The following is a 23,524-nucleotide window of genomic DNA, read 5'->3' on the forward strand; positions in this document are numbered from 1 at the left end:
CGGTCTGTAAATGTTTCTACTTTAGTTACTTCACCAATCACTCCATCTGCGATCCAGTCGATTACCTGACGTACACCTGCACCTGATGATCCCTGGTTACCCATACTGGTAGCAACTTTATATTTCTCTGCCAGTTTGGTTAACAGACGAGACTCATAAACACTGTGTGTCAATGGTTTCTGAACATAAACATGTTTTCCCATTGTCATTGCATCAGCTGTAATGATAGCATGAGTATGGTCTGATGTAGCTACAACAACTCCGTCGATAGATTTGCCCAGTTCATCATACATACGTCTGTAATCGTAATACTTTTTAGCTTTTGGGTATTTCTCGAATACACGCTGACTATATTTCCAGTCCACGTCACAAAGACCAACGATATTCTCGCTTTGAAGGGCGTTCAGGTTTGAATTTCCCATACCTCCGATACCTACAGCAGCGATATTTAGTTTATCACTAGGTGCTTTGTAGCCCATGCTTTTTCCAAGTACCGATGAAGGTACTACAGTTAAGCCGGCAGCCGCAAGTGCTCCGGTTTCTAAAAATCTTCTTCTTGAAATGTTTGATGACATAAGTACTTTTTTTTAGGTTTCACTTATTGATAAATGTATATATTTTATACTATCTTATTTACAAATATTTAATCTATTTTTCAATAGTTTTCAGAGCATTAAAATAAATGTAATTCACTTATTTACCTTTATGGGACTACATTAGAAATACGCAATTTATATTTTTTCTTTTTCGCTTTTCATTAAATAGATGCGTAAAAGTAAGATAAATTAATTTGAAAACGAAATTTTAGGTGTAAAATTCACCCATTATTACTTATTTTAATATCTGAGAAACTTTTGCAACAAAAAGCCCCGGCAATACCGGAGCTTTTATGTATTATTATTAATTACAATGATTATTGATTTCCTTCATAACCCGGATTCTGAATCAGATTAGGATTAGCCGCTAACTGAGTATGAGGAATTGGGTAAAGCTCTTTGCTTGGATCGTTACTTGGTTCATGATCCCACCAGCTTTTTGTAACATAAGCACCAAATCGTATAAGATCTGTACGTCTTTTACCTTCGAAAATAAGCTCTCTTCCACGTTCTTCCAACAGCTCATCCATAGTCAATGTAGCAGTTGTATACTGCTCTGCTGGCCAATCTTCTTCGGTAAATGCACGCTTTCTTACAGCATTAACCAGATCAACAGCTTCCTGAGTTGCAACACCACCATTTTTGCGCATGATTGCTTCAGCTTTATTCAAATAGATTTCAGATAATCTGTAAATCATATAGTGGTTCTCGTGATAATTATCTTCATCGAGTCTTCCAGCTTTATATTTATTGAATCTAGCTCCACTGTTTTCTTCACCTTCTGCCATGCTGCCTTCACTTGTAAAGTCACCTTCACTCTCTCTTCTGATTGAGTTCACATATACAAGTGGCTCACCATTATACTCTTCAGTTCCGAGGATAGGTTCTCCTGAATCTATATCATACTGAGGTCCGAATAGGAACCATTCCTTTTTACGAAGGTCATTATCCTGATATGCATCAAATGCAGTAGGTATAACAACAAATGCATTCCAACCAGAGAAATCATAACCTAACGCTCTACTCATATTAGAGTATCCAAAGTAAAAGCCTCCCCAACCAAAAGAGAAACCACCCTGTTTACTGAAAGCAAATTGGAATAATGCTTCATCAGCAAATTTATTGGTATTAGAGAATGTCTCCAACAGATCATCAGCCAGCTTTGGTGTACCATTAACGCCACCTGCCTGACCGCTTATGATTTTATCACATGCAGCAATTGCTTCATCATACATTGGAGTACCAATATGATATTCTGCATTAAGGTAAAGTTCTGCCAACATTGCATAACCTGCAGTTTGTGATACCCTTCCCACCATTTCCTGTGAATAAGGAAGAAGTTTGGGCACATAAGTTTCAAGTTCCTGCTTTATGAAAGCAAATACTTCTTCTTTCGACTGTGTGGGAGGATTCTGTGGTTCACCAACAGTAGTAATGATAGGTACATTACCCCACAGTTCCATAATTTTCATATAGTGGAAAGCACGTAAAACATATAGTTCTCCCAATATAGCAGCCATTTCAGTATCAGAAATATCAATAGCATTATTGTCGACACTTTCCAGGTCCATTATCGCAGAGTTTACATATCCAAGACCTGTCCACATTAGAACCCAAGCATTACGCATACGGTTTTCATTTGCTGTCCAAGTGTGATAATGTTGTCTGAAGTGGTCACCTCCATCATATCCGTGTCTTCCTTTCTGTGGCCAGGCAACCTGATCTGAAGAAAGCTCAGCATGATAATAATAACCATTTTGTCCTGTTGGTGCTAACCATGCCTGCATATGAGTAAATGGCCTCAATGCAGCTTGTAAAACCTCTGTCCTATTATTATAGAAATTAGATTTATTCAGTTCACTGTAAATGTTCTCATCTAAGTCAGTACAGCTATTCAGTGTGAAAACCAATACCGCAGTGAGAAACAGAGCAATTCTATTCAGTATATTTTTTTTCATAGATTATTTATTTTTTTCTGTATGGTATTCATACTTATTAAAAACTAACATTTACTCCAATCGACCACGACTGTGTTCTTGGATAGTAATCTCTTTTGTCAACACCAGCTTCAAAACCTGTGTCCTGAAGTTCAGGGTCAACTCCTGAATAACCAGTTAAAGTAAGAATATTTCTACCTGTTACATAAAATCTTAGATTAGACACATAATCAGATTTCAATGGAACATTATAGCCTAAAGTAACATTATCTAGTTTAACGAAATCACCTTTTTCTAGATAGTAGTCAGAATACTGAGGATCATCGTTCAACTCATTATGCTTGGTAACAGCTGTTTTAAGCATATTATTTGGTAACCATTTTTTATTACCGAAATAAAGCTCTTTAAGATTAAGAATATCAAAGCCAAATTTACCTCTGAAAAGAAGAGTCAGGTCAAAATTCTTATATCTGAATGTATTATTAAGTGATGCTTGTACTTTTGGTACACCATTACCAATAATTTTAAGATCATCTTCCGAAATTTCAGAAGCTCTTGCAGTAGATCTATCTTTCTTATAGAACAACCACTTACCATCTTCATCAAAACCTGCAAATTCTTTACCATAGAAGTTACCTACTGCACCACCCTCTTCAAGTCTGAATGCCTCACCAAGGTTACCCGGTGAAGGTAATCCATAGAATGAAAGCCAGTTTGCTTTAAATACATCACTTGAAAGCTTTGTAAGTTCGTTTGTCTGGTAACTTGTTGCAAGATCGATATCCCAGCTGAAATCTTTATTATTGATAGCTACACCAGAAAGTTGAAGTTCAACTCCTGAGTTTCTGATTGAACCTACATTAGTATAGATGAAATCCCTTACATATGGTGGCTGTTGTGCATTGTAGTTATACAGCAAGTCTTTTGTATTTCTGTTATACAGATCCAAAGAACCGCTTATTCTTCTTTTAAATAATGCGAAATCAACACCAACATTTAGCTCCTGCTTCTGTTCCCAGCGAAGATCAGGGTTTGGGTTTCTTGCAGCACCATAAGTCTGATAGTAAACACCATTTTGTGGGTAAACACCACCTGTACTTAGAGTAACTAGCGACTGATAGTTAGGAATTCCCTGGTTACCAGTAACTCCATATCCTACTCTGAGCTTCAGTTCATCTATTGCATCAACATCATACATGAATCCTTCTTCCGAAATGGTCCATCCTGCCGATAATGCCGGGAAAGTACCCCATTTGTGGTTAGCACCAAAACGAGATGATCCTTCATGACGTACAATTGCTTGTAAATAATATTTATTATCAAATGAGTAGTTTACACGACCAAAGAATGCAACCAATGTATTGTCATTTTTGCTGCTTCCCATACCTGGACGTGGTAATCTGGTATTCTGTATTGCACTTCCGGCTCCAAGATTCCAATCCAAGAAAGCATCAGTTGTGAATCCATTATTATTAACATTAAAGCTTTCTTCAGTATTGTACTGATAGCTATAACCAACAAGTCCGGTTACAGTATGAACATCATTGAATGTTCTTCTATAATCTGTTGTTGCTTCAAATGTTTTGCTCCATGATAAATAGTTTGATTTAGAAGCATATCCCATTCCCTGGTAAGAAGAACCCGGTCTGTTATCCCAGTCTTTTGAAGAACGGTAGTATCTGTCGTTATAAGTATTGCGCAGATAAGAACCAAAACCTGATACCGACCAGTAATCAGTTAATTTAACCTGCAGGCGGACATCTGCTGATGTAGTTTGCTGATCTCTTTCTGATATCCTGTTAGCAAGACGAGAAAGAGGATTGTAGTTATTGTAAGCAGTTGTTTCATAGAAAGTTCCATCTTCATTATAAAGAGGAGCTGTAGGATTACGTTGAATAGCCTGCTCAAAATCACCTGTTCCACCACCAAGAAGGTTAGCCTTATTGAAATTGGTAGCAAGATTTAAAGACATTGTTAATCTGTCGTTAAGTCCTTTTTGATTAACATTAACACGTCCACCAAACTGTTCGCGAGAGTTTTCCTTAGCTATACCCTCCATATTACTATAAAATACAGATGCTCTATAGTTTGTATTTTCAGTTCCTCCTGAAGCAGCAAAATTGTGATATTGGCTTAGGTTGCTTTTATTAATCAATTCATCAAAAAGATCAGTATCAGCACCAAAATCCTGATTTTCATTAATTAAACCCTGTTTAATCAAATCTCTGAAACCAGCTGCATCAAAAATTTTCGGTCTCTCATTTAAAATCTCATGCTGTGCATAAGATGAATAATTGAACTGAGGTGCGCCAGCGCGACCTTTCTTAGTTGTAATTAAAATTACACCTGAGTTACCACGTGTTCCATAGATAGCTGCTGCAGAACCATCTTTCAGGATATTGAAAGACTCGATATCATCAGGTTGCAGAAGATCAAGACTACCTCCTGGAATACCATCAATAACGATTAGTGGAGTTCTTGTTCCTGACAAAGAAGCAATACCACGCAACTGAATATCCATACCTGAGTTAGGGTTACTGCCTCCAACACGTGTCATGTTTAATCCTGCTACCTTACCCTGAATAAGGTCCATAGCATTTCTTACTCCTCCCTGATTAAAATCAGCTGCAGTAATAGTCTCAATAGAAGAAGTAACTTCTCTTCTGTCCATTGTACCATAACCAACTACCACAACCTCATCCAATAGTTCAGTGTCTTCTGTTAAAGTGATGTTAATAATAGATCTGCCTCCAACCTGAACATTTTGATTCTGCATACCAACGTATGACACCTCAATAACACCATTGGACGGTACTCCGGATAAGGTATACTCCCCATCAATGTTTGTAACTGTTCCGTTAGTTGTACCCTGAACAAGGAGTGTTACTCCGATCAATGGCTCACCGTTCACATCAGAAACAACACCTCTTACGGTAACATTCTGTGCAAACAAACCTAGCGATAATACCCACACAAATGCAGATAAAATCACTCTCACATGAATAGTCTTAAGTTCTTTCATTCTTTAATTTTTAAGTTAAACGACAAAATAGTTTGAGTCACGAAAAATTCGAATTTCTCATGTATTTAATAAAAATTTTTTTGTATTATTTTCACAATATGAAGAAGTTTCACACAGTTTAGTTTACATATAGCTCCAAACGTTTATAATGGAGTAGTTTTAACACATTAAAACTGTTTATTCACTAATAGTATCAATTTTTCGCAGACAATTAATATAAAGCAAACTTTATTACGTAAAAAGGAGCCAAAGAACCGACATTTTAACATTTAATGCTATTAATCTATTGTGACCTAATAAATTAATATTATTTAAAATCACACCCCTATATTATTTATGTAAATAATATGATAATAAATACTTGTTTATTTTTATATTATGTGTAACTTTATCACACACAAATAAGATATAATAAAGCACAATAATGAATCAAAACAGTTTTTTAGGTATAATAGAACAGAGTATTAGAAATAACTGGGATCTGCCTGCTATGACAGACTACGAGGGAAAGACTTTATATTACAGAGATTTCGCTCGTGAAATTGATAAACTTCATGACATTTTTAAAGTAGCCGGTGTACAACGGGGAGATAAAATCTCACTTTGCGGAATGAACAGCTCTAACTGGGCTATAGTCTTTTTCGCAACACTGTCATATGGTGCTGTATCTGTAAATATCTTAAATGAATTTGATATAAGCAGTGTACAGTTTATTGTGGATCACTCCGATTCTAATCTATTTTTTGTAGATGAAAGTATCTGGAGTGGAATTGATGAAACCAAAATTCCTAAAGCAGAAACTGTTTTCTCTTTGGATAATTTCTCATTACTGAAGTCTGTTTCAGATGACTTGAAACAATTTATTTCTAATGCTTCTGACTATTTTACTGAAAAATATAGTAAAGGCTTTTTTGTAAATGATATAAATTTCAGAACAGACAAGCCTGAAGAGCTGGCATTAATCAACTACACCTCAGGCACCACCAGTAGTCCAAAGGGTGTAATGCTTCCCTATAGAAGTCTATGGTCAAATACCAAGTTTGCAATGGAAAATGTGAATTTCCTTCTGCCCGGGGATAATGTAGTATGTATGCTGCCAATGGCACACACTTATGGTCTTGCATTCGAGATTCTGAATTCCATAGCAATAGGCTGTCATATCCATTTTCTTGGAAAAACACCTTCTCCAAAGATTCTTAAGGATGCATTTGCAAAAACAAAACCCAAGCTGATTCTTGCAGTACCACTTATTATTGAAAAAGTTGTCACTAAGGTAGTATTCCCAAAACTGAAAAAAGGTTCAGCTGCTACTCTTAAGAAAATACCATTACTGAATGTTCTTGTATTTTCAAAAATACGTAAGGGGATGATTGAGTTTTTCGGAGACAATCTGGATGAAGTTGTTATTGGTGGAGCTGCTTTAAACAAAGATGTTGAAAATTTCCTGAAGAAGATAAAATTTCCTTTTACAGTGGGATATGGTATGACTGAATGCGGACCTCTCATTTCTTATGCTTACTGGAAAGAGTATAAGAAACGTTCTTCAGGTAAGGTTGTAGACAGAATGCAGGTTAAAATTGATTCAAGTGATCCTGAAAATGTTGTTGGTGAAATACTGACCAAGGGAAGTAATGTTATGCTTGGTTACTATAAGAATGAGGAAGCAACTAAAGAGACATTTACTGCTGATGGATGGCTAAAGACGGGCGATCTTGGTACTATGGATAAAGACAATTTCATCTTTATCAAAGGCCGAAACAAAAATATGCTTTTAGGTCCTTCAGGTCAGAATATCTATCCAGAAGAGATTGAAGAGAAGCTTAATAGCTCAGATTACATTAGCGAGGTCCTTGCAATTGAAGAGAATCATAAGATTGTAGCACTAATAGTACCTGATAAAGATGTGCTTGAGTCAGAAGGTGTAAAAGAAGAGCAGTGGAACTCTTTCTTCTCTAAAATAATTGATGATGTGAATTCCTCACTTCCTAATTATAGTCAGATTTCATCTTTCCGCATTCAGGAAGAAGAGTTTGATAAAACACCTAAAAGAAGTATTAAGCGATTTAAATATCAGAAGTAACGTATTAAAAAGTAAAATGATTGTTTTTTCGAAGTTTTACATTATTCAATTAAAGAATTTGTACTACATGAAAAAACAATCATTTTTTATTTTATATTAAAAATATCCCGTTTAATATTCGTCCCAGCTTTTAATCTGAACATCATCGAGATCCATTGTGCAAAATGCAGTAATAAATGCACTTGCCAATCTTGCATTTGTAATCAACGGAATATTGTAATCTATTGCACCGCGACGAATTATATAGCCGTTGGTTAACTCTCTGCGAGTAACATCTTTTGGAATATTTATAATGAGATCGAATTTCTTATCAGCTATCATTTTCTGAATATTGTTCTCTCCATCTTCATCAGGCCAGTTTACTTCGATAGCGTTTATGCCGTTATCAACGAGAAACTTCTGGGTACCGTGACTAGCATATAATTCATAATTCCTTTCTGCCAGTAGTTTACAAGCATCAAGCAGATCAACTTTTGATTTCATCTCTCCTGAAGAGATCAGAATTGCTTTTTCAGGAACTTTATATCCTACAGAAAGCATCGATTTTAGTATTGCTTCTGAAAAATCATCACCAATACAGCCAACCTCACCAGTTGATGCCATATCAACACCCAATACCGGGTCGGCATTCTGTAGTCTTGAAAATGAGAATTGCGATGCTTTAACACCAATATATTCAAGATCGAAGACTGAACTGTCCGGTTTTGTATAAGGTGCATCCAGCATTATTTTTGTCGCCGTTTCAATAAAATTCTGCTTTAATACCTTTGAGACAAAGGGGAAGGAGCGACTTGCCCTCAGGTTACACTCTATAACTTTGATCTCGTTGTTTTTAGCTAGATATTGAATGTTGAAGGGACCGCTTATATTAAGCTCTTTAGCAATCTGTTTTGAGATCTTCTTTACACGACGCATGGTCTCAAAATAGATCTTTTGAGCAGGAAATACCAGTGTTGCATCACCTGAATGAACACCAGCAAATTCTACATGTTCAGATATTGCATACTCAACAACTTCTCCATTCTTCGCAACTGCATCAAACTCGATCTCTTTTGCGTTCTGCATAAAGCTTGACACTACAACCGGATGTTCTTTAGAGACGCTCACAGCCATTTCCAGGAATGTACTCATCTGATCTCTGTCATAACAAACATTCATAGCAGCACCTGAGAGTACATATGATGGTCTGATAAGTAAAGGAAAACCAACCTCATCAATAAAAGCATCAATCTCTTCTTTACTACTAGCCTCTTTCCATCTTGGCTGATCAATGCCAAGCTCATCCAGCATGCCGGAAAATTTATGCCTGTTTTCTGCCCTGTCAATATCTGTAGGCTGAGTTCCGAGAATAGGAACATTTTGGCGGTAAAGCTTCATTGCCAGATTATTAGGAATCTGTCCTCCAACTGAAAGTATAACCCCCTTAGGAATCTCCACATCAATAACATCAAGCACTCTCTCGAAAGTAAGCTCATCAAAATAGAGTCTGTCACACATATCATAATCGGTAGAAACAGTCTCAGGATTATAATTTATCATTACTGAGTCATACCCAAGCTCACGAGCAGTTTGCACTGCGTTTACAGAACACCAGTCGAACTCTACAGATGATCCTATCCTGTATGCTCCTGAACCTAATACTATTACTGACTCCTTACCCTCCTCTTTGTATGGAATATGTGGTTTAACTTCTCCATAGGTGAAATATAGATAGTTTGTTTTATCAGGATGGTCAGATGCCACAGTATAAATTCTGCGAATTACAGGAGTGATATTCAAACTTTTCCTGTGATTGCGGACTCGTATCTGCTCATTCTCCATATTACCATCAGGTTCCTCAATTAACCTTGCAATCTGGAAGTCAGAGAATCCAAGTCTTTTTGCTTCACGAAGTACATCTTCAGGAAGCTCCTCTATCTTGTTGTATGAAGATAAAACTTTGGAGTATTTATGAATATTTTCAAGCTTTTCCAGAAACCAGGGATCAATTTTGGTAAGCTCTTCAATTTGTTCAACACTATAACCTTTTTCAAAAGCATCAGCAATTGCAAAAATACGCAGATCGGTAGGTTTGGAAAGGGACTCTTCAATATTGTCGAAAGTGATCTCTCTGTTGCCAACAAAGCCGTGCATCCCCTGCCCGATCATTCGCAAACCTTTCTGTATGATCTCTTCAAATGACTGACCAATTGACATTACCTCACCTACTGACTTCATTGAAGATCCAATCTCGTGACTTACACCGTAGAATTTGTTTAGATCCCAGCGAGGAATCTTCACAATCATATAATCTACCTTAGGTGCTGTGTAAGCTGAGTTGGGTGTACCCATTTCACCAATCTGATCTAAAGAATAACCTAAGGCAAGTTTTGTAGCTACAAATGCAAGAGGATAACCTGAAGCTTTTGATGCAAGTGCAGATGAACGACTCAATCGTGCATTGATCTCGATAATCCTGTAATCATTTGTCTCAGCATTAAATGCATACTGTATATTACATTCACCTACTATACCAATGTGGCGAACAACTCTCCTGGCTACATCTTCCAATAGTTCAATCTGATCCTTACGAAGTGTGATAATAGGTGCAACAACAATACTCTCACCTGTATGAATACCCAGTGGATCAAAGTTTTCCATAGGTACTACAGTAAAGCAGTGGTCGTTTTTATCCCTAATCACCTCAAATTCAATTTCCTTCCAACCTTTGAGACTCTCCTCTACCAGTACCTGATTAGAGAATGAGAGTGCACTTTTACACAACTCAACAAACTCTTTCTTATTTGCACAGATACCTGAACCCTGTCCTCCTAATGCATATGCTGAACGGAGCATAATAGGAAAACCAATTTCATTAGCAGCTTCAAGAGCTTCATCGAGCGACTCAACAGCTCTTGATTTTGGCGTTTTTGCCTCAATCTCATCAAGTTTCTTCACGAACAGATCACGGTCCTCCGTAATCATAATCGCTTCAACGGAAGTTCCCAGTACCTTCACATCATACTTTGCAAGTATACCACTCTGGTAAAGCTCAGTTCCACAGTTTAATGCTGTCTGTCCCCCAAATGCCAGAAGTATTCCGTCAGGCTTCTCTTTTTGTATAACCTTCTCAACGAAATAGGGAGTTATAGGCAGGAAATAAACCTTATCGGCTACACCCTCTGATGTTTGTATAGTAGCAATATTAGGGTTTATTAATACTGTTTCAATACCCTCTTCACGCATAGCTTTAAGAGCTTGCGAACCTGAATAGTCAAATTCACCCGCTTGTCCGATTTTAAGGGCTCCGGAACCCAGTAGAATTACTTTCTTAATAGATTGATCCATTTATATTATATTTTCTGAAATATTAGTCTGCTTAATTAATCATAACTTAATTAACAGCCTGATTTTAATTATACTCTCCCCAATGTTTAATTTTAATATTATCCTGCGAGATTCTGCAGAAAGCTTTAATAAAAGCACCTGCAAGTCTTGCATTTGTAATCAGAGGAATATTATAATCAATTGCTCCTCGCCTGATTCTGTAACCATTTGTAAGCTCTCTTTCAGTCAGGTTTTTTGGAATATTTATAATCAAGTCGAATTTTTTATCGGCTATCATATCATTTACTTTCAGTTCTGCATTTTCATCATCAGGCCAGGCAACAAAGGTACTCTCTACCCCATTCTCTTCCAAAAACTTTTGAGTACCACCGGTTGCAAATAGATTATAACCATTTTTCCTGAGCAGGCGGCATGCATCAAGCAGTGCTACTTTTGACTTTGTACCTCCCGAGGATATCATAATATTCTTTTCAGGAATCCTGTAACCAACGGCCAGCATCGAAGTGAGCAAAGCATCATCAAAATTACTGCCAATAGCTCCCACTTCGCCTGTAGATGCCATATCAACACCAAGTACAGGATCGGCTTTCTGCAGTCGTGTGAATGAAAACTGAGGTGCTTTAATACCTACATAATCAAGATCGAAAGCCGATTTTTCAGGTCTCTCCACCATTATATCAAGCATCACTTTAGTTGCTAACTCAATAAAGTTTATTTTCAAAACCTTAGATACAAATGGGAAAGATCTTGATGCTCTCAGGTTACACTCGATAACTTTTATATCATTATCCTTAGCTAGGAATTGGATATTGAATGGTCCTGATATATTTAACTCTTTTGCGATTTTACGAGTTATCTGTTTTATTCGTCTTACTGTCTGCACATAAATCTTCTGAGCAGGGAACAAAATGGTAGCGTCACCCGAGTGAACACCGGCAAATTCTATATGTTCTGAAATCGCGTATGCTACCAGTTCACCATTCTGTGCTACAGCATCCATCTCAATCTCTTTAGAATCTTCAATAAATTCTGATACCACCACAGGATATTTGCTTGAAACTTCAGTAGCCAGGGTTAGGAATCTTTCCAACTCTGTTTTATTGGAACAGACATTCATTGCGGCACCTGATAAAACATATGATGGTCTCACCAGCAATGGGAATCCAACTTCATCAACAAACTGATGAATCTCATCAAGTGTAGTAAGCTCCTTCCATCTGGGCTGATCAATCTCAAGTCTGTCGAGCATAGAGGAGAACTTATGACGATCCTCTGCGTTATCTATACTTTTTGCAGATGTCCCCAATATATTGACACCGGAATTATCCAGTCTGACCGCCAGATTATTAGGAATCTGTCCTCCTACAGATACAATTACTCCATATGGATTCTCAAGCTCTATTATATCCATAACCCTCTCATATGAAAGTTCATCAAAATAGAGTCTGTCACACACATCATAATCAGTTGATACCGTCTCAGGATTATAGTTGATCATTACAGAGCGGTAACCCTCTTTACGTACGGTATTCAGTGCGTTAACCGAACACCAGTCGAATTCTACCGACGACCCTATTCTGTAAGCACCGGAACCCAGTACAATCACCGAGCGGTGGTCACCCAAGTACTTAACATCACTCTCTGCTCCATTATATGTCAGATATAAGTAGTTTGTCTGTGCAGGAAACTCTGCAGCTAAAGTATCTATTTGCTTAACGAATGGAACTATTCCAAGTTTCTTCCTGTATGCTCTTATATTGAGAGGATCATTTTCACTGATATTTTCTTTATAAATAGCTTTAGCTATCTGATAATCTGAAAAACCTTGCTGTTTTGAAAGTCTCAGTAATTCGATAAACTTGTTAAGCTGATTATTTTGATTCTCATTATATTCATGAAGTTTACTATCTCCATTTCCAATAACTTCATTAATATCTGCATTCAGATCTATTCTTTCAGAATCCAGTTGTTCAAGCTGTTCGGCAGTGTCAACAATCTTGCGTAATTTATTCAGGAACCATCTGTCAATTTTGGTCAGATCATGTATCTGATCAACTGTATATCCCTTTCGGAAAGCTTTACTGATAACAAATATACGCTGATCTGTAGGCTCCCTTAAAGCCTTATCTATATCCGGAATTACCAGTTCTTTATTTTCCACAAAGCCATGCATGCCCAGACCAATCATTCTGAGTCCTTTCTGAATTGCTTCTTCAAAAGTGCGGCCAATTGACATGATCTCGCCAACCGATTTCATACTGGAACCGATCTCTTTTGAAACACCGCTGAATTTACCTAAATCCCAACGTGGTATTTTTACAACTATATAATCCAGTGCCGGTTCAAAGAAGGCACTTGTGGTTTTAGTAACCGAGTTTTTAAGATCGAAGAGTCCATAACCGAGTCCCAGTTTCGCAGCAACAAATGCCAGCGGATAACCAGTGGCCTTGGAAGCAAGAGCAGATGAACGGCTCAGTCGCGCATTTACCTCAATAACTCTGTAATCTTCTGATTCAGGGTCGAGGGCGTACTGAACATTACACTCTCCAACAATTCCGATATGTCTCACAATTTTAATTGCCAACTCACGAAGTTTATGATACTCGGAGTTGGTAAGGGTTTGTGAAGGAGCAACTACTATACTTTCTCCAGTATGTATGCCTAATGGATCAAAATTCTCCATATTGCACACTGTGATACAGTTGTCGAATCTATCTCGTACAACCTCATATTCAATCTCTTTCCATCCTTTTAAAGATTTCTCTATAAGTAGTTGGTCAGAATAATTTAATGCTTTTACTGACAGCTCTTTCAGCTCTTTTTCATTATTGCAAAAACCTGAGCCCAATCCACCAAGTGCATAAGCAGCCCTTACAATTACAGGATATCCGAGCTTTTCCGCTGCTTCAAGTGCTTCATTAGTAGTAGAAACAGCGTAACTCTTGATTGTCTTAACATCAATCTGATTGAGCTTCTTTACAAACAGATCGCGGTCCTCAGTATCCATAATTGCCTGCACGGGAGTACCCAGCACCTTTACACTATATTTTTCAAAGATACCCGACTTATACAGCTCTACTCCGCAGTTAAGTGCAGTCTGACCACCAAATGCCAAAAGAATTCCATCTGGATTTTCTCTTTCAATTACCTTCTCCACAAAATAGGGAGTTACAGGTAAGAAATATATTTTATCGGCCACACCTTCAGATGTTTGTACCGTTGCAATATTTGGATTGATAAGGATAGTTTCAACTCCCTCTTCACTTAGTGCTTTAAGTGCCTGAGAGCCTGAATAGTCAAACTCTCCCGCTTCACCTATCTTCAGGGCTCCAGAACCCAGCACCAATACTTTTTTTATATTATCTAAAATCTGATTTGTCATAAATCACAATAATTTTACAAACTCGTCAAAGAAATAGCGTGTATCATTTGGACCTCCATTTGCTTCCGGATGAAATTGTACTGAGTAAAATGGTTTTGATTTGTGCCTGATACCCTCATTGGTTCCATCATTCAGGTTAACATACCATGGTTCCCACTCTTTGCCTAAACCCTTATCATCTACTGCATACCCATGATTCTGGGATGTAATGAAACATTGATTACTCCCTACTCTTCTAACCGGTTGGTTATGGCTTCTGTGTCCATATTTAAGCTTATATATTTTTGCTCCGGCTGCTTTAGAAAGCAACTGATTTCCCATGCAAATTCCGAATATTGGTTTATCACTATTCATCGCTTTGCGGATATTTTCAACTGTTGCTATACAGTGGTCAGGGTTGCCGGGACCGTTTGAAATCACTACACCATCAAAATCTATTGTATTGAAGTCATAATCCCAGGGCACACGTATCACTTTTACTCCCTGCTTAATAAGTTCTCTCAGAATATTTAGTTTGACGCCGCAGTCTACAAGTACTACCTTTTTTACTCCATCCCCATACTCAATTACCTCTTTACAGCTTACTTCTGCAACCAGATTTGTAAAATCAGGATTGTAAAAACCATCTTTACTTATGTTGACTTCTGCCTTGCTTGCATCTTTTGTTTTTTCTGAAACATGACTCTCATCAAAAACAATCTTTCCCAATAGTGAGCCTTCTTCACGAAGTATTTTAGTGAGTTTACGGGTATCTACATCGCAAATACCCGGGATATTCTCATTCTTAAGCCATTCTCCAAGGCTTTCAATTCCGTTCCAGTGAGAGTATTCAGAAGTATAATCCTGTATTATCAACCCTGAAGCAAGAATATGTTCAGATTCAAAAAAATCGGAAATTCCGTCTGTTTCGCCTTTGGCTGGAACTCCGTAATTTCCGATTATTGGATAAGTTAGTGATAATATTTGTCCTTTGTAGGAGGGGTCAGTCAAGCTTTCGGGATAACCTACCATTGAAGTACTGAAAACAACCTCTCCCGATGTCGGCTTTTCAGCCCCAAACGATTTTCCTTGAAAGACCATCCCGTTTTCAAGGATCAATCGCACCGGTGTTAATTTGTGCATAGTGCGAGCATTAATTTTGTTTGATATATACTATGTGATATTAGGGTACAAAGATAGAAAAAATATTTTGAAGTAATAGATAGTAATTGAAATGTAATAGCATTTAGAAGTTCTAAATTTTATTTATGCAAAAGATGATAAATTATAAAAAAGATCTTTTTTCCTGCTATGAAAACAATTATTTACTTTAATCATTATATTTGTAAAAAGCTTTTATATAAAACATTTCAATATTTGACAGTTATATAAACTTTTTCAGTATGATTTAAAATCATATATTTATAATCAAAAACCTAAAAAACAGGATTATGAAAAACTGGATTGTAGAATCTATAATTTTAGCGATCGCACTATTGGCGTTTGGAATTTTATTAAACAGAGGTATTAACAACTTTACAGATCGCGACCGCGTTGTAACTGTAAAAGGACTTGCAGAGATGGAGGTGCCGGCAGATAAAGTTATCTGGCCTTTGATGTATAAAGATCTGGGAAATGATCTGACAACTCTTTATACAAATATTCAAAGTAAAAATAGAACTATTGTTGATTTCCTGAGGTCGAACGGTATTACAGATGATGAGATAAGCATAGCTCCACCTGAAATAATTGATATGGAGGCTGAACGTTACCTTAACCAGGCAATTCAGTACAGGTATAATGCAACCTCTGTGATAACTGTTACTTCTAATAATGTGGATCAGATTCGCAAACTAATTTCGGAGCAGACAGAATTGCTTAAACAGGGGGTTGCAATAACAGGTGGTGATTATAGATATAATACATTATATGAATTCACAGGCTTGAATAGTATCAAGCCCGCTATGATTGAAGAGGCAACTAAAAACGCGAGGGAGGCTGCAGAGAAATTTGCTCTTGACTCCGGAAGTAAGCTGGGTAAAATAAGAAATGCATCTCAGGGGCAGTTTACCATTACAGACCGAGATGCAAATACTCCATATATTAAAAACGTGAGAGTTGTGACTACTGTAAATTATTATTTAAAAAATTAATTATTTATCATAGCGAGAATCGATTTCCCTCTTCTATAAATTTTTCGTATCTCTCTTTATTGAAGGTGTAGTAATATGCCCCCCTCCTGGAGTTTACTTTATCTTTCTCGTCAAGTTTGTCGAGAAGATTCATGTTGCTTAGCTTTTTCCTGAAATTGCGTTTGTCTAATTGCATTTGATAAATGGCTTCATATAGATCCTGTAGTTCAGTAAGCGTGAATTTTTCATCGAAAAATTTAAATACAATCGGCTGATTTGAGGCTTTATATTGCAAAAGCTTTATAGCGTCTTCTACCATTTTGTTATGATCAAAAACAAGCTTTGGCAATTTACTTACACTTAGCCATTTTGCATCATACTTTTTTGCAAGTGATGTATTGAAATTTTCGGCATTGACTAAAGCGTAGTAAGCAACAGAGACTACTCTACCACCTGAATCACGGTCTACATCACCATACGCACCAACCTGTTCCATATATATATCTTTGTGGCTTGTATAACGAAATAGTATTTTTTCAGCAGCTTGATCAAGACTTTCCCCATTTTCCATAAACCCACCCATCAGTGACCATTCGTTTTTCAAGGGTTCTACAGGTCTGCGGGTTAATAATACATTAAGTTCTTTATCTTGAAATCCAAAAATAATACAATCAACTGCAATGAGGAATTTATCATTGTTTTCGTAGTATGTTTGTAACATAGTAGGTAAGGTAAAAAAATTATGTTTAAAAAAAAGTTGGAAGCCGGAACAAATAGTAGCTCCAGGCTTCCAACTAAATTTTAGTTGATAAAATTATAGTTTGCGTGCACCGTCGCTGATAACAACGTCATACACTTTTGGTTCATGACCATACTTTTCTTTAAATTGTTTTTTTGCATCTGCAATAAATGAGTCGTACAACTCATCTTTTACAAGGTTAATTGTGCAACCGCCGAAGCCGCCACCCATTACTCTTGAACCGGTAACGCCATGCTCTTTGGCAATATCGTTAAGGAAATCGAGCTCTTCGCAGCTAACTTCATAGAGTTTACTCATACCGTGATGGGTTTCATACATCTTTTGACCAACGGTTTCATAATCTCCCTGCTGAAGTGCATTACTTACATCAATCACACGTTGAGTTTCCTCTATTACATATTTAGAACGCATGTAATCTTCTTCCGAGATTTGATCTTTAACTTCATTAAGCATGTCCATTGATGCATCACGAAGGAATTTAACTTCCGGATGAAGTTTGCTTATAGTTGCAGCTGTATTTTCGCATGATGCACGACGTGCATTGTATGCTGAAGATGCTAGCTCATGCTTAACAAGTGTATCTAACAGAACTAGTTTATAGCCTTTCGGATTAAAAGGGAAATATTCATATTCCATTGTTTTGGTGTCTAAACGAATAAGATGACCCTCTTTTCCAAAGATTGAAGCAAACTGATCCATAATACCACACTTTACACCAACATAATTATGTTCGGTGCTTTGACCAATGCGTGCAAGCTCAAATTTATCAATTCCCAGGTTCAGTAAATCGTTAAGAGCGAATGCGTATGTACTCTCCAGTGCTGCTGATGAAGACATACCTGCTCCAAGTGGAACATCACCTGCAAAAACAGTATCAAATGCTTTTACTGTGCCTCCTCTTTTTATTATCTCACGGCATACACCAAAAAGATACTTTGCCCAGCCTTCATTTGGAGCATCCTCCTCAATAAGACCAAATTCTGAGCTTTCGTCCAAATCAATTGCGTAAGCTCTTATTTTATCTGTACCATTGAATCTGATGGCAGCTATCATACCTTTGTCGATAGCTCCCGGAAATACAAAACTTCCGTTATAATCGGTATGTTCCCCAATTAAGTTTACACGTCCGGGGGACGTGTAAACTTCAGGGTTTTCATTATTGAATTTCTCTTTGAATATCTTAATTACTTGTTCTTTTGTCATATTTAATTTTTAAAGTTTAGGAAAAAGATCAAATCCTTATTCTATTCTGTTGCTCTTTTGTTTACTTTAGATCCTATAAGGCCGTAGAATAACAGATAAGCCAATGCAGCAATAATTAACCAGTAACTAGAAATGTATCCTACAGCATCTGCAATGCCACCCTGGATTGCAGGAAGAATACCACCACCGCAAACCATAGTCATGAAAATACCTGCAGCTGCCGGTGTATATTTACCCAATCCTTCAACTGCAAGATTGAATATACTTCCCCACATAATTGAAGTACAAAGACCAACCAATACAAAGAACAGTGCATTGATAGGCACTTCGGCCAAACCAAATGAAAGAGCACCTTCAGCAGATCTTTGTAATACAGGAAGTTCAACAAGGTTGGTTGTTGGTGAGAAGATAGCAGCCAGAACCAGTACCAATCCCACTATTGAGAGAGAGCTGAGCATAGTCTTGCTTGACACCTTGCTTCCTAGTGATGCTCCAACCAAACGGCCGATTAACATAAGGAACCAGTATGTACCTGTAACAAATCCTCCGATAGTGGCACCTACAGATGGCATCTCTTCAAGCCAGTACAACATGATGTAAGGGTTACCAACCTCAATACCAACATAGATGAATATGGCTATTGCACCTAATACGAAATGTTTGAATTTAAGGGCACCTGACATCAGACTTCCCATTGATTCCTTTGATTCGGTAATGTGTGGTTCAGGAATATTTACTGACCATAATACAAAGAATACAACTGCAAATACGCCCATTGCAATATACATAACAGGGAATACGTCGCTGATTCTTGCACTTACAGCATCACCAATAAGGATACCTACGAAAGCAGGTGTGAAAGTAGCCATCAATGAGTTGAAAGATCCACCAATTTGAATCAGCTGATTTCCTTTGTTACCACCACCACCTAATGTATTCAACATTGGGTTTACTACGATGTTTAATAAACACATAGAAAAACCTGCAATAAATGCACCAAGCAAATAAATAGTAAAGGCTAAAGATTCAGGTGAATGTCCTGATAGGAATTGCACTAATACTCCTATGAAACCTACAGCAACTGCAATAAGGGCAGTTTTCTTATAACCTACACGTTGCAATAGAATACCACCCGGTATACCCATTACTGCATAAGCAATGAAATTGGCAAGGTTTCCTAATAGTCCAAGGAAATTTGATACAGCAAACTGTTGTTTTAATACTAATCCCATTGGTGCGGCCAGATTGGTCACAAATGCGATCATTCCGAAAAGTGCGATCATCATAATAATTGGCACTATCCGATTCTTGTTTTGAGTAGTAGTGTTCATACTTTTAATTTAATTAATGATTTGATATATTACTTTTTGACTAAATTTATGCTTTTACAATCGTCTGTTTTATAGGTTCTTATTATCTTATTTTAAAGCATTACTCTACAGAAAATCTAAAATCTGTTCTTGAGCTAAACGTTTCCCCCGGCTCTAATATAACCGATGGATAATCAGGTTTATTTATGCTGTCGGGAAAATGTTGCGTTTCAAAACAGACAGATGATCTCTCAGGGTAATTATGACCATTCTTGCCAATGAAGTTTCCTGTAAGCCAGTTAGCAGTATATAGCTGAAGTCCCGGTTCCGTAGTATATATATCCATTCTGATACCGGTCTTGGGAGATTTGCAATAACCTGCAAAAGAAAACTCTTCTGAGCTATTCTTATTTAATACAAATGTGTGATCATATCCTTTACCAAATCTCAGTTGCTCGAAATCATCATTTATTCTTTTACCTATTTCAACCGGAGTTGTAAAATCCATTGGAGTATCCTTTACAGGTTCAGGATCTCCATAAGGAATTGCAGTGTTATCTGTAGGGAGATATTTATCTGCATTCAGCATAAGAATATGATCTCCAACATGAGGATCACCTTCGCCGGAAAGATTGAAATATGAATGATTCGTGAGATTGAGTATTGTGGTTTTATCTGTTTCAGCTTTATAATCAATTCTGAGTGTGTTATCTTCTGTTATAGTATATGTAACCCATACAGAAAGATTACCTGGGAATCCCTCTTCTCCATCAACAGAGAGATAATATAATTCAATGCTGTTTTCTGTGAGTTTTGTTACCTCCCATACAACTGAATTAAATCCTTTAATACCACCATGTAGGGAATTGGGACCGTTATTGACTGTAAGCTTATACTCTTTGCCATTCAGATAAAAAAGGCCGTTGGCAATTCGATTTGCTGTTCGGCCACATATTGCTCCAAAATAGGGTTCTTCTGAATCGAGATAGTCATTGATATTGGGATGTCCTAAAACAATATCCTGAAAAAAATCATCTTTATCCGGTACCATCAGTGATACTATTTTAGCGCCATAATTTGTAATCGTTACTTCACTTCCAACTTTGTTTGTTAGAATGTATAATCCGGTTTGCTTGCCATCTACGATTTTTTCAAAAGCTTCACCAAGCAAACCGGACTTGCTATACATTTTGTTCATGTTATTTTCTTGGTTTTTAAATTAAGATAAGGATGAAGATTGATTTTTTAAATTGGTGTAAAATTAACACAGTTAGTATTAACTACCTAACATTTTTTTGTGTTATAAAACATAATATAGCGATTTTAACAAATCATATTACTACACCTTTCACATCCATCTTCCTCGTTATCAAAACTTTATCAATTTTATTACCATCAACATCCATAATCTCGAAAATAAGATTGTTATACTCAAACTTATCACCGACACCTGGAATCTTATTAATACAGGTAAAAACGAAACCTGCAACAGTAGAATAATCAATTTTATCGAAGTCGACTATGAAGTCTTCGTCAAATTGAGTTAATATTTCAATTGGTGCCTCTCCGCTTACCAACGCAGAATTATCTTCCCTAATAAATATAAGTGGTTCAGTTGATTCTACATCCGTTTCCTCAGGAACATTACCTACAAGATTTTCAAAAATATCATGAATTGTAATAATACCATCGAGGCTGCCATACTCATCTACAACAACTGCAACGAACTTATAACTGTTCTTGAAGTTCTCAAGCACTTTCTGGGCTCGTACGGTATTTGGAACTATAATTGGCTCCATTATCAGCTCTTCAATTGTGAAATCTTCCTTGCTGTTAAGTCGCATAAGAAAATCACGCATTGATATGATCCCTACAAAATCATCTATTTTTTTTCTGCATGCAAGTATCTTACTATGCTTTGTCTGTAGTAATTGTTCAATTACCTCTTCCTTGCTTTTACTTATATCCACCCATTCTACATCTGTTCTGTGGGTCATTAGATGTCTTGCACGTTTATCTGAAAAATAGAACACCTGTTCGTGGATGATATTTTCCTGAACATCAATTATACCTTCATGAGAAGCAGTTTTTAGCATAGCACGCAATTCCATTTCTGAAATTACATCTTCCTTTGGTTTCAATCCGATTAACCTGTTGATAAAACCGGTAGAAAAAGAGAGAAGCTTGACAAAGGGATAAAAAATAATACTTACTGCATAAATAGTTGGAGCTACTGCCACTGCCATTTTTTCTGAATAATTCAGAGCTATTGTTTTGGGCACCAGCTCGCCTATTACAATGGAGATATAAGTGATCAGAAATACAACGGTCACCATTGATATCCCTTCTGCAAAAGGAGCAGTGAATGCGAATTGATCGAAAAAGGGCACCAGTTTGCCTGCGAAGGCCTGACCTCCGTAAGCACCATTTATAATACCTATTAAAGTAATTCCTACTTGTACTGAGGATAAAAAATTATCAGGGTCGGACTGAAGCTTCAGCGCACGAGAAGCTCCGTTTGAACCATTCTTATATGCTGATTCCAGTTTGTTTTTCCTCGCTGAGACTATTGCTATCTCGGAAAGGGCAAAAAAACCATTTAGCAGAATCAGCAAAAGAATGATGATAATATCTATCCACATAATATAATGATAGAAAAATTACTTGAATTTATTACCACAATGGCGTTGGATAAGTACCATTATCTGATAGTTCTTTCAATTTGGCTACAACATCTGGTCTGTCTTCAGCATATGTTACTCCAAACCATTTTGAAGGTGTATCCAAGACCCTAACTTTAGCTGTTTTATTAACTATCAAATGGTTTACTAATAAAGGAATAAAAAATTCTGCTTTGATATTATCCTGATTATCTTCCAAAAATTTTACAAAATAATCATCTGAATATTTAAAGTAATCGGGAGTAAAACCCCACATATTCATTGATACTGGTGTATTATCTTCTACAGCAATCCACTGGTCATTCTCATCCTTAAAGCAAACTTCACCATTAATTCGCTTAACCTGGGTGCGTTCTACAACACCAGTAAGATAACCGTTTTCATCTGTCTCACATACACCACGTGCAACTGTACCACTTTCAGAAAGTGTGTTTCCTATGCGGTATCCTATCATACAGTAGTTGTTTTCGCTATTATTAAGTTCAGAAAGTGTATCGGCCAAAATCTTAAAGCTTTCGCGACCATAGAAATCATCTGCATTGATCACTGCAAAAGGCTCATTGATAACATCTTTTCCCATCATTACAGCATGGTTTGTGCCCCATGGCTTTACTCTTTCAGGGTTAGGTTTGAAGCCTTCAGGTAATTTATCAAACTCCTGGAATACCAGTTCAACAGGAATTTTCTTCTCATACTTCTTAACTATTTTGTCTCTGAAGTCCTGTTCAAAAGATTTACGAATTACAAATACCAATTTGCCAAATCCGGCATTTACAGCATCAAATATTGAATAGTCCATTATGGTTTCCCCATTAGGTCCTACTCCATCTAATTGCTTTAGACCGCCATAACGGCTTCCCATTCCTGCTGCTAATACAAAAAGTGTAGGTTTCATTTATTATCTTTTTAATTTAATCTCTTATGCAAATGTAATGTTTTTATATAAAAAGCGGAAACAAAAAAAGATTATTGATTATATCGCTTCAATTCAGGCTACATTTTGGTAGTAGTAATTTTGTTAAATTTTTACATTTCGCTGATTAGTTAAAACAATTTTTAAAGCTATGCGTTAAGTAGTGAAAGTAAGGTGATTGTGTAAACTATCCAAAACATGT

At 36.8% G+C, this 23,524-nt stretch carries 14 protein-coding genes; 2 read left to right on the plus strand and 12 right to left on the minus strand.

What is annotated here, in order from left to right:
- The 3 genes from PHO43_RS00980 to PHO43_RS00990 form a co-directional block, all read right to left on the minus strand.
- The coding region (locus tag PHO43_RS00980) for a Gfo/Idh/MocA family protein (protein ID WP_288011004.1) at positions 1–575 on the minus strand (575 nt) is incomplete at its 3' end.
- A gap of 338 nt (positions 576–913) precedes the next feature.
- Positions 914–2,554: a RagB/SusD family nutrient uptake outer membrane protein gene (locus PHO43_RS00985; protein ID WP_288011006.1), complete on the minus strand. Its 1,641-nt coding sequence runs from the start codon at positions 2,552–2,554 to the stop codon at positions 914–916.
- Positions 2,555–2,591: 37 nt separating this feature from the next.
- A complete protein-coding gene (locus PHO43_RS00990) occupies positions 2,592–5,555 on the minus strand; it encodes a SusC/RagA family TonB-linked outer membrane protein (protein WP_045089623.1) in 2,964 nt (987 codons plus the stop codon).
- Between the two features lie 424 nt (positions 5,556–5,979).
- Here PHO43_RS00990 and PHO43_RS00995 point away from each other — a divergent pair, with 424 nt between their 5' ends.
- A complete protein-coding gene (locus tag PHO43_RS00995) occupies positions 5,980–7,635 on the plus strand; it encodes an AMP-binding protein (RefSeq protein ID WP_288011008.1) in 1,656 nt (551 codons plus the stop codon).
- A 111-nt stretch (positions 7,636–7,746) separates the two neighbouring features.
- On the opposite strand, the gene carB (PHO43_RS01000) is transcribed toward PHO43_RS00995, so the two are convergent.
- From carB (PHO43_RS01000) to carA, 3 genes are all read right to left on the minus strand, one after another.
- A complete protein-coding gene (carB, locus tag PHO43_RS01000) occupies positions 7,747–10,962 on the minus strand; it encodes a carbamoyl-phosphate synthase (glutamine-hydrolyzing) large subunit (protein ID WP_045089625.1) in 3,216 nt (1,071 codons plus the stop codon).
- A gap of 64 nt (positions 10,963–11,026) precedes the next feature.
- Positions 11,027–14,332 (minus strand): carbamoyl-phosphate synthase large subunit, encoded by a 3,306-nt coding sequence (gene carB / locus PHO43_RS01005; RefSeq protein WP_288011043.1) that lies wholly within the window; start codon positions 14,330–14,332, stop codon positions 11,027–11,029.
- Positions 14,333–14,347: 15 nt separating this feature from the next.
- A complete protein-coding gene (carA, locus tag PHO43_RS01010) occupies positions 14,348–15,466 on the minus strand; it encodes a glutamine-hydrolyzing carbamoyl-phosphate synthase small subunit (RefSeq protein ID WP_288010096.1) in 1,119 nt (372 codons plus the stop codon).
- Positions 15,467–15,774: 308 nt separating this feature from the next.
- Here carA and PHO43_RS01015 point away from each other — a divergent pair, with 308 nt between their 5' ends.
- A complete protein-coding gene (locus tag PHO43_RS01015; RefSeq protein WP_045089627.1) occupies positions 15,775–16,476 on the plus strand; it encodes an SIMPL domain-containing protein in 702 nt (233 codons plus the stop codon).
- A gap of 7 nt (positions 16,477–16,483) precedes the next feature.
- Here PHO43_RS01015 and PHO43_RS01020 read toward each other — a convergent pair whose 3' ends face one another.
- The 6 genes from PHO43_RS01020 to PHO43_RS01045 form a co-directional block, all read right to left on the minus strand.
- Positions 16,484–17,176, minus strand: a complete 693-nt coding sequence (locus tag PHO43_RS01020; RefSeq protein ID WP_288010091.1) for an NUDIX hydrolase — start codon at positions 17,174–17,176, stop codon at positions 16,484–16,486.
- Positions 17,177–17,269: 93 nt separating this feature from the next.
- Positions 17,270–18,418 (minus strand): galactokinase, encoded by a 1,149-nt coding sequence (gene galK, locus PHO43_RS01025; protein WP_045089629.1) that lies wholly within the window; start codon positions 18,416–18,418, stop codon positions 17,270–17,272.
- A gap of 41 nt (positions 18,419–18,459) precedes the next feature.
- On the minus strand, positions 18,460–19,749 hold the full coding sequence (locus PHO43_RS01030; RefSeq protein ID WP_053826270.1) for an MFS transporter: 1,290 nt from the start codon (positions 19,747–19,749) through the stop codon (positions 18,460–18,462).
- Between the two features lie 100 nt (positions 19,750–19,849).
- The gene (locus PHO43_RS01035; RefSeq protein WP_045089631.1) at positions 19,850–20,926 is read right to left on the minus strand and encodes an aldose epimerase family protein; all 1,077 of its coding nucleotides are present in this window, start codon (positions 20,924–20,926) and stop codon (positions 19,850–19,852) included.
- A 133-nt stretch (positions 20,927–21,059) separates the two neighbouring features.
- Positions 21,060–22,370 carry a hemolysin family protein gene (locus PHO43_RS01040; protein ID WP_052673150.1) on the minus strand — a complete coding sequence of 437 codons (1,311 nt, stop codon included), beginning with the start codon at positions 22,368–22,370 and terminating at the stop codon, positions 21,060–21,062.
- A gap of 31 nt (positions 22,371–22,401) precedes the next feature.
- Positions 22,402–23,304: a sugar phosphate nucleotidyltransferase gene (locus PHO43_RS01045; RefSeq protein ID WP_045089632.1), complete on the minus strand. Its 903-nt coding sequence runs from the start codon at positions 23,302–23,304 to the stop codon at positions 22,402–22,404.
- Positions 23,305–23,524 lie beyond the last annotated feature (220 nt).

This window comes from Lascolabacillus sp., assembly GCF_028696275.1.
In the GTDB taxonomy this organism is placed as follows: domain Bacteria; phylum Bacteroidota; class Bacteroidia; order Bacteroidales; family Dysgonomonadaceae; genus Proteiniphilum; species Proteiniphilum massiliensis.

What these genes read in the sequence shown, in the direction of transcription:
- PHO43_RS01040 (WP_052673150.1), bottom strand. Translation starts at nt 22,370, where the DNA reads ATGTGGATAGATATTATCATCATTCTTTTGCTGATTCTGCTAAATGGT.
- PHO43_RS00995 (WP_288011008.1), top strand. Translation starts at nt 5,980, where the DNA reads ATGAATCAAAACAGTTTTTTAGGTATAATAGAACAGAGTATTAGAAAT.
- PHO43_RS00985 (WP_288011006.1), bottom strand. Translation starts at nt 2,554, where the DNA reads ATGAAAAAAAATATACTGAATAGAATTGCTCTGTTTCTCACTGCGGTA.
- PHO43_RS01020 (WP_288010091.1), bottom strand. Translation starts at nt 17,176, where the DNA reads ATGTTACAAACATACTACGAAAACAATGATAAATTCCTCATTGCAGTT.
- PHO43_RS01035 (WP_045089631.1), bottom strand. Translation starts at nt 20,926, where the DNA reads ATGAACAAAATGTATAGCAAGTCCGGTTTGCTTGGTGAAGCTTTTGAA.
- PHO43_RS01015 (WP_045089627.1), top strand. Translation starts at nt 15,775, where the DNA reads ATGAAAAACTGGATTGTAGAATCTATAATTTTAGCGATCGCACTATTG.
- PHO43_RS01045 (WP_045089632.1), bottom strand. Translation starts at nt 23,304, where the DNA reads ATGAAACCTACACTTTTTGTATTAGCAGCAGGAATGGGAAGCCGTTAT.
- carA (WP_288010096.1), bottom strand. Translation starts at nt 15,466, where the DNA reads ATGCACAAATTAACACCGGTGCGATTGATCCTTGAAAACGGGATGGTC.
- carB (WP_045089625.1), bottom strand. Translation starts at nt 10,962, where the DNA reads ATGGATCAATCTATTAAGAAAGTAATTCTACTGGGTTCCGGAGCCCTT.
- galK (WP_045089629.1), bottom strand. Translation starts at nt 18,418, where the DNA reads ATGACAAAAGAACAAGTAATTAAGATATTCAAAGAGAAATTCAATAAT.
- PHO43_RS01030 (WP_053826270.1), bottom strand. Translation starts at nt 19,749, where the DNA reads ATGAACACTACTACTCAAAACAAGAATCGGATAGTGCCAATTATTATG.
- PHO43_RS00990 (WP_045089623.1), bottom strand. Translation starts at nt 5,555, where the DNA reads ATGAAAGAACTTAAGACTATTCATGTGAGAGTGATTTTATCTGCATTT.